Below are 15,532 nucleotides of genomic sequence, written 5' to 3' on the forward strand. Positions count from 1 at the left end.
TAGTTCAACTGATGCTGATCATCCGAATCAACTCAATTTAACAGGATAACACAACTAGATGTCAGACTTTCCTCGTTCGTTGCTAGCTGCTTCGATCTGTGCAGCGCTTTTTATTCCATATAGTTATGCAGAAACAGCTCCGCAAAGCAATACGGTTACTATCGGTCAGTGCCGTGCCGGAGACATCGAACCAACCAACCAGAATGAGCAACCCATTAATGTTGAAGCGGATAAGCTTGAAGCAGTTAATGGCGATAAAGCGACATATGCTGGTAATGTTGTCGTGGTTCAGGGCAAAAAACGGATGACTGCCGATACCGTTACCCTACACCAAAAAGATAACATTGTGGTCGCACAAGGGAATGTCAAGTTCGATGATGGTGAAGTTCAAGCAGTTTCAGAGCGAGCAACCAATAATCTCAATACTAACCAATTGACGCTGGAAAAAACCAACTATCATTTTCTCTGCCAACCGGGTCGGGGAGATGCGGTTTATATCGCCAAAACAGGTCAGGCGATGTATGAAATAGAAGATGGTTCGATCACGTCCTGTCCTGACGGAGATAACGCCTGGCGTTTAAAAGCCTCCAGTATTTCGATTGATCAGAATGAAGAAACCGCAACATTTTACAACCCGCGAATGGAAGTGCTGGGCGTCCCCCTACTCTACTTACCAATGCTCACGGTACCGATCGGAGATACGCGGAAAACCGGATTTCTTTATCCGACATTTTCTTTCGGTTCAAAAGATGGCTTTCAACTCAATGTCCCGATCTACTGGAACCTTGCCCCCAACTATGATTTGCAAACCGATCTGAAATACATGGAAAACCGGGGAACACAACTGAACAGCCATTTTCGCTATTTGAATGCTTTCGGAAGTGGCAACATCAATTATGAATATCTGCCGGACGATAAAAAATATCCGGAAAAGGATGACCGCTGGGGATTCCAACTCACTCACTACGGTATTTATGATCAATCCTGGGCGCTGGCGATCAATTACGCTGAAGTCAGTGATATCGATTATTTTTCTGATTTAGGTTCAGAAATAGGCACCCGACAAGATGGTCAGTTAACCCAAGAAGCAAGTATCTCTTACCGTTCAGCCAGTTGGGATCTGTCTCTGCTCACCCGGGATTTCCAGATCCTGACAGAGACAGGCAATCAACCTTACAGACTCATGCCTCAGGTTGCCTTTAACTATTATGCCCCTGAGCTGATGCGTTATCTTGATTTTGACTTGATTAGTCATGTTTCAAGATTCGATACCGATGAAAATGGCGCACCTTCGGCAACCCGGGTCCATGTTGAACCGGGTATCAAGATTCCGTTAGGAGCTACTTGGGGAACCTGGACAACAGAGGCACGATTACTCTCAACCTATTATCGACAAGATTTAGAAGGGGTTGATGCTTCAAAGGGTTATAAAGAAAATGTATCCCGAAATATTCCTGAATTTCGCTCGAATGTCGGCCTGATCCTTGAGCGGGATACCGTCGTTTTAGATGGTTATACACAAACGTTAGAACCTCAGGTACAGTATCTTTATATTCCCAAAAGAGATCAAAGTGACATCGCCCGTTACGATACGACGCTGTTACAGACCGACTACTATGGTCTGTTCCGGAGCCGTAAATACGGTAGTGTTGACTATATCGCCCCGGCTAACCAAATTAGCTATGGTGCAGCCTCGCGCTTTTTCGATGATCAATATAAAGAACGCTTAAACATCGCTTTTGGGCAAATATTCTATTTGGATAAAGGTCTAAAAGATAACTTTAATCGTTCAACCTCCGAAAACTCAGATTATTCAGCCTGGGCTGTCGAAATGGATTTCAATTATGACGATACGCTGTTCTATCATGGGGGTATCCAATATGACGTTGACACGTCTCGAATGCAACTGTCGAACAGTACCCTTGAGTACCGACATGATAAAGGCTTTATCCAGACCAACTACCGTTATGTCACCCAAGACTATATTGAGGATACCGTTGGTGACACTCTGGACGTCAATTCTCTGACTAAAGATGGAATTTCACAACTCGGTGTCGTTGCACAATACAACCTCAGCCCAAAATGGCAAACGAAGGCGCTCTACTATTATGATCTCACCACAGATAATCCACTAGAGTGGCAGGCGAACCTGACTTATATCTCTGACTGCTGGTTTATCGGCCTGACGTACAGCCGGGAGCTGGATAAATGGACGCCGTCGTTCCAACAATATCCTGATGCCGAAGCAAGATATGAGAACAACTTTAGCGTCAATATCGGCATTATCGGCTTGGGAACTAATATGGCGTATAGCAATAAAGTAACGTCGAATGCAATTGGTTATGGACGGCCCTTCATGCTCAGTAACTAATGACTAGCTACAATAACGAAGCTGATGGTCTCATTCGTTGCATTCATCTCGGTGTTTGTAAATCATTATATTTTTTGAACAACAAGTGGCATGCAAAATATGCCCAATCAATAGGATTCTCGATGAAACTGTGGCAATACTTTCTAATCACAATCATCAGCCTTTATAGTCTGAACATTAGTGCAACCCCGGTCGAGCTCGATCGTATCGCCGTGATTGTCAATGACAGTGCGATTTTAACCAGTGATATAGACACGGAGATGAAGCTGTTTAAAGCAAATGCAACGCATCATCATCAAACCCTTCCGTCGGACGATGTTATCCGGGCACAGGTTATCGATAAACTCATTTCAGACACACTGCAAAAGCAGGAAGCTGATCGTATTGGGGTAAAAATTGATGACAGTCGTTTAAATCAGGCGATTGAAGAGATAGCCAAACAAAATGATCAAACGGTGCAGGAACTCAGAAAGTCAATCGAACAGTCTGGCGTCAGCTACGGTACATTTAGAGAAAAAATTCGTGATGAGATAGCCATTTCAGAAGCGCGTAATGCACTCGTGCGCCGTCGAATTAATATTTTACCGGCAGAAGTAGATTCGCTGGCAGATATCCTCAATCAAGAAACAGATACTTCCGTTCAGTACAAAATCAGCCATATTCAACTCCGTATTGATAGTGATAATGACAAGTCTAAAGTCGAAGCACTGGCAAAATCGTTAGTTCGCCGACTTGCCAAAGGCGAAAGCTTCAGAACATTGGCTCTTACCTATTCAAAAGGCCCAAAAGCGCTGCAAGGCGGTGACTGGGGCTGGATGAGAAAAGAAGAAATGCCGACCATTTTCGCAGATCAAATCAAGATGCAAAGTAAAGGGACGATTATTGGCCCATTTCGTAGTGGCGTCGGACTCCACATTTTGAAAATTGATGATGTGAAAGGGCTACAAACCGTGTCCGTGACTGAAGTTAATGCGCGTCACATTCTGCTCAAACCCTCCATTATTTTAAGTGATGACGGTGCCAAAAAAGAGCTTAATTCTTTCATTCAGAAGATTCATAACAAAGAAGCGACTTTTGGTGCACTTGCTCAGCAGTACAGTCAAGACCCGGGCTCAGCATCACAACAAGGCAATCTCGGCTATCAATCACCGGATATTTATGTCCCTGAATTCAAACATCAGATTGAGACACTACCGGTAGGCCAAATCAGTAAACCATTTAAAACCGTTCACGGCTGGCACATTGTCGAAGTATTGGGACGCCGTCAGGTGGATAAGACCGATGCTGCGCAGAAAAACAAAGCTTATCGAATTCTGTTCAATCGCAAGTTTAATGAAGAATCCAGTACCTGGATCCAAGAGTTAAAAGCGAGTGCCTTTATTGAACGACTCAAGGATAATTCGAATGACAATTAAGCGTATTGTAGTCACCGCAGGTGAACCAGCGGGGATTGGCCCGGATCTGGTACTCGCACTCTCTCAGGAAGATTGGTCACACCAAATCGTCGTCTGTGCAGATAAGTCGCTGTTACAACAGCGAGCAACTCAGTTGGGTATCGAGGTTGAACTCAATGATTATGATGCGACCCAACCTCCGGTGGTTCAAAAAGCAGGCTCACTCGTGGTAGAACATATCGCACTAGCAACCCCGGTTACCGCAGGACAGCTTGATGCATCCAATGGTCGCTACGTTCTGCAAACGCTGGAGCGGGCGGCTGAAGGATGCCTGAGCGATGAATTTGATGCTGTCGTTACCGGCCCGGTTCATAAAGGAATTATCAATCGTTCCGGCGTGGCCTTCAGCGGACATACCGAATTTTTTGCCGAGAAATCAAATACACCACTGGTGGTGATGATGCTTGCGACAGAGGGGCTCAAAGTTGCTTTAGTGACCACACACATTCCACTTGCTTATGTAGCCAAAGCAGTTACGACCGAACGTCTCCAAAGCATTATTCGTATTCTTCATCACGACCTGAAAGAGAAATTTGCGATTGACGACCCACATATTTATGTGTGTGGACTCAATCCTCACGCCGGTGAAGATGGATGTTTAGGCCATGAAGAAATAGACACGATCACACCAGCGCTGAATGAGCTGAGAGATGAGGAAAATATGCACCTCACCGGTCCTCTGCCTGCCGACACGATATTTCATGACAAGTACCTCGAGCAAGCAGATACAATTTTAGGTATGTATCATGATCAGGTGCTTCCTGTACTAAAATATAAAGGATTCAGCCGTTCGGTTAACATTACGCTGGGGCTGCCTTTTATCCGCACTTCGGTCGATCATGGTACCGCCTTGGATCTTGCTGGCACCGGAACTGCTGATATAGGCAGTTTTAAAACGGCGTTACAACAAGCTATCGAATTAGTCAATAAAAGAACAAAGTAGTTAATGATGATGAAAAATGATGTCCACTTAGGACACAAAGCCCGAAAACGCTTCGGTCAAAACTTCCTCAATGATCCTTATATCATTGATGGTATTGTTTCTGCGATCAACCCGAGGCTCGGAGAAAATCTGGTTGAAATCGGCCCTGGTCTGGGGGCGTTGACAGAACCCGTCGGAAGAGAAATCGATAAACTCAGCGTCGTCGAACTCGATCGTGATTTGGCTGAGCGACTGAGAAATCATCCTGACTTAAAAGACAAGCTATCGATTTACGAAGCGGATGCGCTAAGCTTTGATTTTAGCCAATTGGTGCAATCTCAGAACAAACTGCGTGTGTTTGGTAATCTGCCATACAATATCTCCACCCCCTTGATGTTCCACCTGTTTGAATTCCAGAATCAAATTCAGGATATGCATTTCATGTTGCAAAAAGAGGTTGTCAACCGACTCGCAGCAGGGCCAGGAACAAAAGCCTATGGACGCCTGACGGTGATGACCCAGTATTACTGTAAGGTCATACCGGTGCTGGAAGTACCACCGGAGTCGTTTGTACCGCCACCGAAAGTAGATTCGGCAGTCGTCCGACTCGTACCACATCAAGAGTTACCTTATCCGGCAACCAGCCTCAAATGGCTCGACAGAGTCTGTCGGGAAGGATTTAATCAGCGGCGTAAAACCGTTCGTAACTGCTATAAGTCGCTACTCGATGTTTCAATCTTAGAAGAACTAGGTATCAATCCGACTAGCCGTCCGGAGAATCTATCCCTCAGCCAATTTGTCGCCATGGCAAACTGGCTGGACAGCAACAGCTAACTAACTGCATCATGCCGCGGTATCATCCGCGGCACGGCCGAGTAAGGAGGTTATATGGATATATCCAAGCCATGCATTAAAGTGCAAGTTCATACCAAATATATCCCCGATCAATCACTCCCAGAACAAGACCGATATATTTTTGCATATGTGATTACGGTGAAGAATCTCAGTCAGGAAACGGTTCAGTTGATCGGACGTAGATGGTTGATTACGGATGCCAATGGAAAACAGATGTCCGTCGAAGGTGATGGTGTTGTCGGAGAACAGCCGTTTATCGCCGCCAATGACGAATATACCTATACCAGTGGAACCGCCCTCGAAACACCGGTTGGCGTCATGCAAGGACAGTACATCATGCATGATAGCGAGGGAGAAGAGTTCACTGCGGAAATTGAACCTTTCCGCCTCTATGTTCCGCATATTCTCCACTGAGCGTTAAACGAATTGACTGAAATGAATTGCTTTCAGTGAAGCGTTTTAAACGCGTTGCTTTCAACATCATTACTTTTTTAAACACAATTACTTTAAACATAATTGCTTTAAACAAAAAGGGACGATCCAATTGGCGAATTATATTGTTGGCGATCTACAAGGGTGTCTGGACGAACTCGAACGACTCCTTTCTCAAGTTGACTTCCGCCCTCAGCATGATCAACTGTGGGTTGCTGGCGATCTGGTTGCCAGAGGTCCGAAGTCACTGGAAACACTGCGCTATATTAAAGCATTGGGAACATCCGCCAAGACTGTATTAGGCAATCATGATCTCCACCTACTGTCGATTGCACTGGGGATCCATCCTCTGAAAAAGAAAGATCGTACCGCTGCCATTTTTCAGGCGCCAGATAGAGACGAACTGCTCGAATGGTTACGACACCAACCTCTCCTGCAGGAACATTCTGAATTTGTCGTCTGTCACGCAGGCATTTCTCCCCTATGGGATCTGCCCACAGCGCGTCAGGCAGCTCAGGAAATCGAGTCTCTGCTCCAAAGCGATCAATGGCCATGGATTATCGAGCATATGTATTCAAATATGCCCAATCAGTGGCACGATTCACTATCCGGTCTGGAACGCTATCGTTATATCATTAACGCCTTTACCCGAATGCGTTTCTGCACCCCCAGTGGGGCCTTAGATATGGACTGTAAGTTGCCCCCTTCCGCTGTAGATCCCGCTCAACTACGCCCATGGTTTGATTTCCCAAGGGTGACACCAATCGAGAAACGTATTATTTTCGGTCACTGGGCAGCATTAGAAGGTTGTGTCAGAGAAGATGTTATCGGACTTGATACGGGGTGTGTCTGGGGGGGAACATTAACGATGATCCGTTGGGAAGATCAGCAACTGTTCAGTCAACCTGCGCTGACTGAAACTCAGAGGCGTTAATCTCCTCTGAGCCTGCAATCCGGTTAATCTTGATTTTGCTCCAGTATCACAAATGACATGTCATAGGCATTCTTTTCATCTTGTGGATACTCTTCACGATAGGTCTCGTACCACTCAACACCGAATTCAGGGAAGCAAGTATCCCCATCAATATCAGCCTGAATATAGGTAAGATACAATCTTGAAGCCATCGGTAAGCTCGATTGATAAATACTTCCCCCGCCAATAATCATGACTTCATCAGCCTGAGCAGCTAACGCCAATGCATTTTCAAGGGAGTCTGCCACCTCAACCCCAGTTGCACAAAACTGAGAATTGCGAGTGATGACGATGTTTTGTCGTCCGGGAAGCGCCTTACCAATCGATTCGAAAGTTTTTCTCCCCATGATGATTGGTTTACCCAACGTACAACGTTTGAACCAAGCAAAATCCGCAGGTAAATGCCAAGGCATCTGATTTTCTTTACCAATCACCCGGTTCTTCGCCATCGCTGCAATCATACTAATAATCATAGAAATACCGCCATCACATCAAAAAATAAGCTGCCATTCTATCGAGATTCAAACTTCAAGCAATCTAAACGACAGGCTTTCTACGGTAAAATAATAAGCCGGGAACCGCTAAGCCAACCGCCAAGCCAGCAATAATAAACATTGCCTTCAGAAAATTTTCCATCAACACTGAAAATAGATCTGGTGTAAAACCGAGATGATTAATTTCAACCATGGCAATCATGGCTCGATAAGTAAAAACGCCCGGAACCATCGGAATTAATGCGGCAACGGTAAATACTTTCGGATGGGCCAAAAAGCGATGAGACCAGTGAACACCGATCATACCGACGAGTGTCGCGGCAAAGAATGTTCCCCACTCAATTGGCATGCCATATTTCATTAACAGAAAACGGCAACCGTGACCGATTGCACCACCCAGCGCACAATATTTCAATGCTGGCGCTGGAACGTTAAAGACCAAGGCAAAACCGACAGCTGGAATTGATGCAAAAAACATGTCGTTCAACAATCCCAGCAATAACGTCATGATCATCTCTATATTCATCATTACCACCCCGAAACACCTGTCACAAACATAGCTGCAATAATCCCTAAACATGTTGAAAGGGTCAGGAGCGATGCAATCATAAACCGAGCAATCCCCGTGTTGGCATACCCCTTCAACATATCAGCCACTGAATTAATCAGCGGAAAACCCGGTACCAGCATTAACACAGAGCAAGCCATCACTAACGTTGGGTTATTTCCCCATTGATAGCTGACGGCCTGTGCTGAAATTAAAGAGGTGACAAATGCCGTGGCGGCAAAATTAAGTAGCGGATTGAAATGGCGATGACCGATTTCCTGCCTGACACACATACCGACAGAAGAAGCCACGAAAGTGGCGGCAAAGATGACCCAGTCTCCGCCGGCAAGGCGACTAAATGACGCACAAGACAAGCCAATCATCACCAGAACCAGCCAACGATTATATCGTTGCGGGGTAATCCGATTTAGTTTTTGTTGCGCAAGCTGATAATCAACGATGCCTTTTTCCATCATGATACAAATCCGTTGAATATCAGTCACAACCTTCATGTTGATGCCACGATCCTGGCATCGACGTGCCGTCGTTATACAATGCGCCTCATAAACAGTGGTCACCACCAGTGAATTCGCCGTAAGTGCAACTTCGACTTCATCCATGTCACTGGCTATCCCTATCCGTCTCATGATATCCGCGACTAAAGTGCTCTCTGCACCATGAGCTAACAACATCTGCCCCGCCTGAGCAATCAGACGAGAAACTGATCTCTGTTTCGATGTCATGATTCCATTCCCAACCTAATCCATTCGTCAATAGCATACGAAACTTAGAGTTTGCCCGAAAACTGTACGTTGAAAAATGATTTAGACAAAAAAAACCGCAATAAAAATCGCGGTTTAAAAAATTAAATACATTGATTAGTCTCGAACATAGATTACATGACCGTCATCATCATCATCATCATCGTCGTCGTCCCAATCCTCGTCATCCCAGTCTTCTGTAATCACATCAGGACTATTCATTGCCGATTGATGGTAGTCATCCCACATAAACTCGACTTTTTCTTCTTCAGTTCGTTCTGGCATTTCTTTTGGTAAAGATTCCATAAAGTCAGCCAACTTCATACAGAGCTCACGCGTTCCCTGTTTATTGATGGCTGAAATCCGGAAATATTCACCTTCCCATTCAAGCTCATCCAGTACAGATTGAATAATCTTGTCAGATTCATCTTCAGGGAGTAAATCAACTTTGTTAAATACCAACCAACGAGGCTTTTGTGACAAATTGTCATTGTATTGGCTTAATTCGTCGACAATGATCCTAGCATTTTCAGCCGGATCACTTTGATCAATTGGCAACAAATCGATCATATGTAGCAATACACGGCATCGCTCAAGATGTTTCAGGAATCGAATCCCCAGCCCTGCACCATCTGCAGCACCTTCGATCAATCCTGGAATATCGGCAACGACAAAACTCTTTTCGGGAACAACACTGACAACACCGAGACTCGGAATCAACGTCGTAAACGGATAATCCGCCACTTTCGGTTTTGCAGCCGAGACCGCGCGAATAAATGTCGATTTTCCTGCATTGGGTAAGCCCAACATACCAACATCAGCCAACAATAACAGCTCTAAACGAAGTTCCCGGACTTCGCCTTTCGTTCCCATCGTTTTCTGTCTCGGGGCACGATTAACTGAAGACTTGAAGCGGGTATTGCCTAAACCATGCCAGCCGCCTTTGGCAACCATTAGCTTTTTGCCATGCTCAGCGACTTCACCAATCACTTCATTGGTATGGATATCGACTGCCCGGGTCCCGACAGGAACACGAAGCACTTTGTCTTTTCCGCGTTTTCCCGTACAGTTCCCGCCACGTCCATTTTCGCCACGTTCAGCGTCATAAAAGCGCTGAAAGCGATAATCAATCAGTGTATTTAAGTTTTCATCCGCAAGAATATAAATATCCCCGCCATCACCGCCGTCACCACCGTCAGGGCCGCCTTTTGTGACAAATTTTTCACGCCAGAAGCTGACAATGCCGTTTCCGCCATCACCCGCCTGAACCTTTACGACAGCTTCATCAACGAATTTCATCTTTCACTCCGCATTACTTGCGTTGCAACATTACTCGAATATCATTGCTATAAACTTTAGCAGAACTCCGAGTAAATCATTCATAACATTCTTCAGCGGCTCGTCTCCGGCTCAAAACAGACATAATACCTGCTTACCGAAGATCACAACCGAAGTCGATCACTTTAAGCTCTTGTTTTAGATAGCATTCAGCATCAGAGCTGATGCGCTAAACACGTAAAAACCAAACTGACAGACTTGAAATAAACAAAAAACCCCACCAAATGGCAGGGCTTTTAAATTCATCAGGAAACTAAAATTATTCAGCTTCGATACTAACGAACTTACGGTTTTTAGAACCTTTTACTTCAAATTTCACTTTACCATCAGATAAAGCAAAAAGAGTATGGTCTTTACCGATACCTACGTTAGTTCCAGCATGGAATTTTGTTCCACGTTGGCGAACGATGATGTTACCTGCTAATACAGATTCACCACCAAAACGTTTTACACCAAGACGTTTACTTTCTGAATCGCGGCCGTTACGAGTAGAACCACCAGCTTTTTTGTGTGCCATTGTTAAACTCTCCTACTTAAGCGTTGATTGCAGTGATCTTCACTTCAGTGAACCACTGACGATGACCTTGTTGCTTGCGAGAATGCTTACGACGACGGAACTTAACGATTTTTACTTTATCGCCACGACCGTGTTGTACAACTTCTGCAGTTACTTTTCCGCCATCAACAAGAGGCGCACCAACAGTGATTTCTTCACCGTTAGCAACCAGAAGAACTTTATCAAATTCAACAGTTGCGCCAGTTTCAACGTCTAATTTCTCTAAACGAAGTGTTTGACCTTCGCTTACTCGGTGTTGTTTACCACCAGACTGGAAAACAGCGTACATATTTTACTCCGCTCTTTCCGCACAGCCATCCTACTATTTGAGTAATTTTGGGTGTGCGCTAAACTAATCATCAATAGGGCGCAGATTCTACGCGAATGAAGTTTTTAAAACAAGCTCTATTTTTAAAAAATTGGCGAAAAACAACTCATCGGACAAAAGTCTCTCGAGCCCAGCATTATAGCATGTATTCATCCCTGTTTTTTAGTGTATTATGAACAGATTCAAAGAACATTATGCCCTTATAAATATTGAACTTCAGCCGGATTTACAATGGATTTTAAAGCTATCCAAGCACTCACTGCCGATGACATGGCAAAAGTTAATGAGACAATACTTGCCCAACTTAATTCTGATGTTTCATTGATCAATCAGCTTGGTTTTTACCTTATCAATAGTGGCGGTAAACGCCTTCGCCCTCTGCTGGCAGTGCTCTCTGCCCGTGCTCTAGGTTACACAGGTGACGCACATACAAAAGCGGCTGCGTTTATTGAGTTTATACACACTGCGACGTTACTTCACGACGATGTAGTTGATGAATCAGACATGAGACGGGGCAAAGCCACAGCCAATGCAACTTTTGGCAATGCTGCCAGTGTGTTGGTCGGTGACTACATTTATACACGTTCATTCCAAATGATGACGCAACTGGGCTCACTCCGGGTGCTAGAACTCATGAGTTACGCAGTGAATGTGATTGCGGAAGGCGAAGTCCAGCAGTTGATCAACTGTAATGATCCGGATATCACCGAAGAGAACTACATGCAGGTGATCTATTCCAAAACAGCTCGTTTGTTTGAAGCAGCGACTCAGATCGGGGCGATCCTGAGCGACGCTGATTCCGATACAGAACAAGCATTTCAAGATTATGGCCGTTATCTGGGAACAGCATTTCAACTCATTGATGATTTGATGGATTACACATCAGATGGTGATGAAATGGGTAAAAACGTCGGAGATGATCTTGCTGAAGGAAAACCAACGATCCCATTATTGCATGCCATGCGCACTGGAACTCCCGAACAAGTCCAGATAATTCGGGATGCCATCGAAAAATCAAATGGTATGGAACACTTAGAAATGATCCTTGATATTCTGGAACAAACCGGCTCTCTCGCTTACACCCAGCAGAAAGCTCAAGAAGAAGCCGACAAAGCAATTCAGGCACTCGATATTATTCCGGACAACGAATACAAAGAAGCGCTGATTGCACTGGCTCATCTCGCCGTTCATCGAACGAAATAGAGCCCTTCAATCATGATAAAAAAAGCTGGCTAAGCCAGCTTTTTTTATTCTAACCAATAGACTGAATGGTTATGACGCAAAATCAACACCAAGCTGAATGTCGCCATTCAATGTATCCAACATTCCTTCCAGTGCTTTTTGTTCAAACGTACTCAATTCACCATAGCTCAGCACTTCTTCAATACCGTCTTTACCCAATCTGATAGGTTGAGCAAAGAAAGGTGCAAGTCCACCATCACTTTCAATATAAGCGCACTCGATAACATTGGCTTCACCCTGAAGCGCTTTCACGAGCGACAAGCCAAAACGACAAGCTGCCTGCCCCATTGATAATGTTGCACTACCACCGCCCGCTTTTGCTTCAACAACTTCAGTCCCCGCGTTTTGAATGCGGTATGTTAAAGCAGCGACTTCTTCATCAGTGAAAGTGACATCTTTGACCTGAGAGAGTAACGGTAGAATGGTCACACCTGAATGTCCACCGATCACAGGAACATTCACCTCCAGCGGATTTTTCCCTTTTAATTCACCAACGAATGTTTCTGAACGGATCACATCCAACGTCGTGATACCGAACAGTTTACGCTGATTATAAACACCCGCTTTTTTCAGGACTTCAGCAGCAATAGGAACAGTCGTATTGACAGGGTTGGTGATAATCCCGATACATGCTTCAGGACAAACAACCGCAATTTTTTCAGCAAGAGATTTAACGATCCCAGCATTGACGTTAAACAAATCTGAACGATCCATGCCCGGCTTACGAGCGACACCCGCAGAAATCAACACGACATCCGCACCTTCAAGGGCTGGTGTTGGATCTTCTCCTGAGTAGCCATTGATTGAAACAGGCGTTGGGATATGACTCAGATCTTTTGCCACACCCGGTGTCACAGGTGCGATATCGTAAAGGGCAAGATCAGAACCAGCAGGTAGATGATTCTTCAATAACAGAGCAAGGGCTTGACCGATACCACCAGCGGCACCAATAACAGCGACTTTCATTTGTAATTCTCCTTGAGCGTTCTCTCGATATTTCTTTTATAGGGTAGTTATGCAACAGGAAAAGCTATAGCAATTACAACTTGATTACAATTGACTCTCACTAGCTTTGCGAAGTGACGCAAGAACCAATATGAAGCATTCACCGGAGCAATTATTTCCCACCGTATTTTTAGCGATTATACAATACGTTATGCTTTATATATTCATTGACAGCAAATCGCTGATAACTGACCTTTCTACACTGAACTTTAAATCAGTTGGAGCATTGTGCATAACTATGCGAAAATATTCAAAGGATACATAAGGTCTCTCTTCACCTTATGTAGTAATTTTGATAACTATGAGGCTAATGCCGCCCATCGGTGAAAAGGCCTTTGCTAAGTAAATTATGAAAAACGTAGATAAACAAGACCTGTTAGTCCGCTCATTTAAAGCGTTGCTGAAAGAAGAACGTTTCGGCTCTCAAAGTGATATTGTCGAAGCACTACGCAGCGAAGGATTTGAGAACATCAACCAATCTAAAGTCTCTAGGATGTTAACAAAGTTCGGTGCCGTCCGGACTCGGAACGCCAAGATGGAAATGGTGTATTGTCTTCCTGCTGAATTGGGGGTGCCTACCGTTTCAAGTTCTTTACGAGAGCTTGTTCTTGATATCGATTATAACCCGGCCTTAGTGGTGATTCACACCGGCCCCGGTGCCGCGCAGCTCATTGCTCGTTTATTGGATTCACTCGGTAAGTCAGAAGGGATTCTTGGTGTCGTTGCCGGCGATGATACCATTTTCATCACCCCGACCCGTCAAATTTCCGTTGAAGAGTTACACCATTCCGTGTGCGAACTTTTTGAATATTTCGGATAATTTTTGCAGCACAAAACACTAGTGATAAAAAGAATATTATTCTGTTTACCGAACGATTTAACGTGATTTATATCACATCTTCAACATCTCTAGTGTTTGATTTTACTCATGTTTAACCTATTGATTCTACTTACCAATTCGATTGCCGCTTACCAAATCTTTCTCTGATATTTTTATCATATGTATAATTTTCATTAACAATATTTCAGTTTTGTGCCAAATTTTTGATATTATCAGCCCACTTTTCGAGTCATGTGAAAAGTTACTGTTTCTTCAATAGGAATGCTCTTCAGTCTATATTCACTGAGAGACAACAAACAAAAAGGAAGGAATATTCATGGTATTGAATAAAATTATGAAGCTGAGCGCTATTGCTGCTGCTGCCATCGGTGCAAGTGCGGTCGTTAGTGCGCAAGAATTCATTACGATAGGAACAGGATCTGTCACTGGTGTCTATTACCCAACTGGCGGTGCAATCTGTAAACTCGTGAATAAAGATCGCAAGGAACACAATATTCGTTGCTCCGTCGAATCAACTGGCGGATCGATTTATAACGTCAATACAATTCGCTCCGGTGAACTTGATTTCGGTATTGTCCAGTCAGATTGGCAGTATCACGGCTACCACGGGACTAGCAAATTCGCTGAACAAGGTCCTTACAAAAAACTACGTGCAATGTTCTCTCTTCATACAGAACCATTTAACGTCATTGCCCGTACCGACGCCCACATCAACAATATCAAAGACTTAAAAGGTAAGCGTGTCAACATCGGTAACCCAGGTTCCGGTGACCGAGCTACGATGCAAGTTGTCATGGAGAAAATGGGTTGGACGAAAGATAGCTTTAAACTCACATCTGAGTTGAAAGGTTCAGAACGTTCTCAGGCACTGTGTGATAACAAAATCGATGCATTTATCTACGTTGTTGGTCACCCGAATGGCTCTATCAAAGAAGCAACCACATCATGTGATGCGAAACTTGTTCCTGTAACCGGTCCAGAAATTGACAAGATCGTAGCAGAAAACCCTTACTATACTTATACCGATGTACCAGCGGGTATGTATCGGGGAACCGATCAGGACGTGAAAAGCTTCGGTGTCGCAGCAACACTAGTCACCAGTGCTGATGTCCCCGACAAAGTTGCTTATAACGTTGCCAAAGCTGTGTTTGAAAACTTTGACACGTTTAAGAGACTTCATCCGGCATTTGCGCACCTGAAAAAAGAAGACATGGTGAAAGCGGGGATTTCCATTCCGCTCCATCCGGGTGCAGTCAAATACTATAAAGAAGTTGGCTTACTCAAATAAGAATCTCCTCAGGCTAAAGCTTTGATAAATCATGAGGAGGCAGACGCCTCCTCATTTTGTATTTTGGTATTGCATAAATCACTCATTTTAATTTCGCAATATCTTTTCTGACTTTCCGTAGATGG

The 15,532-nt window shown here is 44.3% G+C and carries 16 protein-coding genes; 9 read left to right on the plus strand and 7 right to left on the minus strand.

The features are described 5' to 3' along the window. Positions 1–58 precede the first annotated feature (58 nt). The 6 genes from lptD to apaH all read left to right on the plus strand — a co-directional run bounded on the left by lptD (position 59) and on the right by apaH (position 6,968). Entirely contained in the window at positions 59–2,371 is a 2,313-nt protein-coding gene (gene lptD, locus MKS89_RS13310) for an LPS assembly protein LptD (protein ID WP_072958177.1), read from the plus strand. A 122-nt stretch (positions 2,372–2,493) separates the two neighbouring features. After that, positions 2,494–3,786 (plus strand): peptidylprolyl isomerase SurA, encoded by a 1,293-nt coding sequence (surA, locus tag MKS89_RS13315; RefSeq protein WP_072958174.1) that lies wholly within the window; start codon positions 2,494–2,496, stop codon positions 3,784–3,786. Continuing rightward, positions 3,776–4,768 carry a 4-hydroxythreonine-4-phosphate dehydrogenase PdxA gene (gene pdxA, locus MKS89_RS13320; RefSeq protein ID WP_072958172.1) on the plus strand — a complete coding sequence of 331 codons (993 nt, stop codon included), beginning with the start codon at positions 3,776–3,778 and terminating at the stop codon, positions 4,766–4,768. Before surA ends, pdxA begins: the two co-directional genes overlap by 11 nt. 9 nt (positions 4,769–4,777) lie before the next feature. Continuing rightward, a complete protein-coding gene (gene rsmA / locus MKS89_RS13325) occupies positions 4,778–5,581 on the plus strand; it encodes a 16S rRNA (adenine(1518)-N(6)/adenine(1519)-N(6))-dimethyltransferase RsmA (RefSeq protein WP_072958426.1) in 804 nt (267 codons plus the stop codon). A gap of 54 nt (positions 5,582–5,635) precedes the next feature. Then, positions 5,636–6,016, plus strand: a complete 381-nt coding sequence (gene apaG, locus MKS89_RS13330) for a Co2+/Mg2+ efflux protein ApaG (protein ID WP_072958169.1) — start codon at positions 5,636–5,638, stop codon at positions 6,014–6,016. Between the two features lie 130 nt (positions 6,017–6,146). After that, the gene (gene apaH / locus MKS89_RS13335; RefSeq protein ID WP_072958166.1) at positions 6,147–6,968 is read left to right on the plus strand and encodes a bis(5'-nucleosyl)-tetraphosphatase (symmetrical) ApaH; all 822 of its coding nucleotides are present in this window, start codon (positions 6,147–6,149) and stop codon (positions 6,966–6,968) included. Positions 6,969–6,991: 23 nt separating this feature from the next. Here apaH and folA read toward each other — a convergent pair whose 3' ends face one another. From folA to rplU, 6 genes are all read right to left on the minus strand, one after another. Beyond that, positions 6,992–7,480, minus strand: a complete 489-nt coding sequence (folA, locus tag MKS89_RS13340) for a type 3 dihydrofolate reductase (protein WP_072958164.1) — start codon at positions 7,478–7,480, stop codon at positions 6,992–6,994. A gap of 64 nt (positions 7,481–7,544) precedes the next feature. Further along, positions 7,545–8,030 (minus strand): threonine/serine exporter family protein, encoded by a 486-nt coding sequence (locus MKS89_RS13345; RefSeq protein WP_051116187.1) that lies wholly within the window; start codon positions 8,028–8,030, stop codon positions 7,545–7,547. Further along, complete coding sequence (locus MKS89_RS13350; protein ID WP_072958160.1) at positions 8,030–8,791, minus strand: threonine/serine exporter family protein; 762 nt, start codon at positions 8,789–8,791, stop codon at positions 8,030–8,032. The genes MKS89_RS13345 and MKS89_RS13350 overlap by 1 nt, the downstream gene beginning before the upstream one ends. Positions 8,792–8,926: 135 nt before the next feature. Then, entirely contained in the window at positions 8,927–10,108 is a 1,182-nt protein-coding gene (gene cgtA / locus MKS89_RS13355; RefSeq protein WP_072958158.1) for an Obg family GTPase CgtA, read from the minus strand. 298 nt (positions 10,109–10,406) lie between these two features. Further along, entirely contained in the window at positions 10,407–10,664 is a 258-nt protein-coding gene (gene rpmA, locus MKS89_RS13360) for a 50S ribosomal protein L27 (RefSeq protein ID WP_021019784.1), read from the minus strand. A 16-nt stretch (positions 10,665–10,680) separates the two neighbouring features. Continuing rightward, entirely contained in the window at positions 10,681–10,992 is a 312-nt protein-coding gene (gene rplU / locus MKS89_RS13365; protein ID WP_021019783.1) for a 50S ribosomal protein L21, read from the minus strand. 270 nt (positions 10,993–11,262) lie between these two features. Between rplU and ispB the strand changes: the two genes are divergently transcribed. Then, positions 11,263–12,234 carry an octaprenyl diphosphate synthase gene (gene ispB / locus MKS89_RS13370; RefSeq protein WP_072958155.1) on the plus strand — a complete coding sequence of 324 codons (972 nt, stop codon included), beginning with the start codon at positions 11,263–11,265 and terminating at the stop codon, positions 12,232–12,234. Positions 12,235–12,303: 69 nt separating this feature from the next. Here the strand turns inward: ispB and mdh are convergent, their stop codons facing one another. Next, the gene (gene mdh, locus MKS89_RS13375; RefSeq protein ID WP_072958153.1) at positions 12,304–13,239 is read right to left on the minus strand and encodes a malate dehydrogenase; all 936 of its coding nucleotides are present in this window, start codon (positions 13,237–13,239) and stop codon (positions 12,304–12,306) included. Between the two features lie 388 nt (positions 13,240–13,627). Here mdh and argR point away from each other — a divergent pair, with 388 nt between their 5' ends. Together argR and MKS89_RS13385 are read left to right on the plus strand one after the other, a co-directional pair. After that, positions 13,628–14,098, plus strand: a complete 471-nt coding sequence (argR, locus tag MKS89_RS13380; protein WP_021019780.1) for a transcriptional regulator ArgR — start codon at positions 13,628–13,630, stop codon at positions 14,096–14,098. 337 nt (positions 14,099–14,435) lie between these two features. Next, positions 14,436–15,407 carry a TAXI family TRAP transporter solute-binding subunit gene (locus tag MKS89_RS13385; RefSeq protein ID WP_072958150.1) on the plus strand — a complete coding sequence of 324 codons (972 nt, stop codon included), beginning with the start codon at positions 14,436–14,438 and terminating at the stop codon, positions 15,405–15,407. Positions 15,408–15,532 lie beyond the last annotated feature (125 nt).

The organism is Vibrio gazogenes, from assembly GCF_023920225.1.
Lineage (GTDB): Bacteria > Pseudomonadota > Gammaproteobacteria > Enterobacterales > Vibrionaceae > Vibrio > Vibrio gazogenes.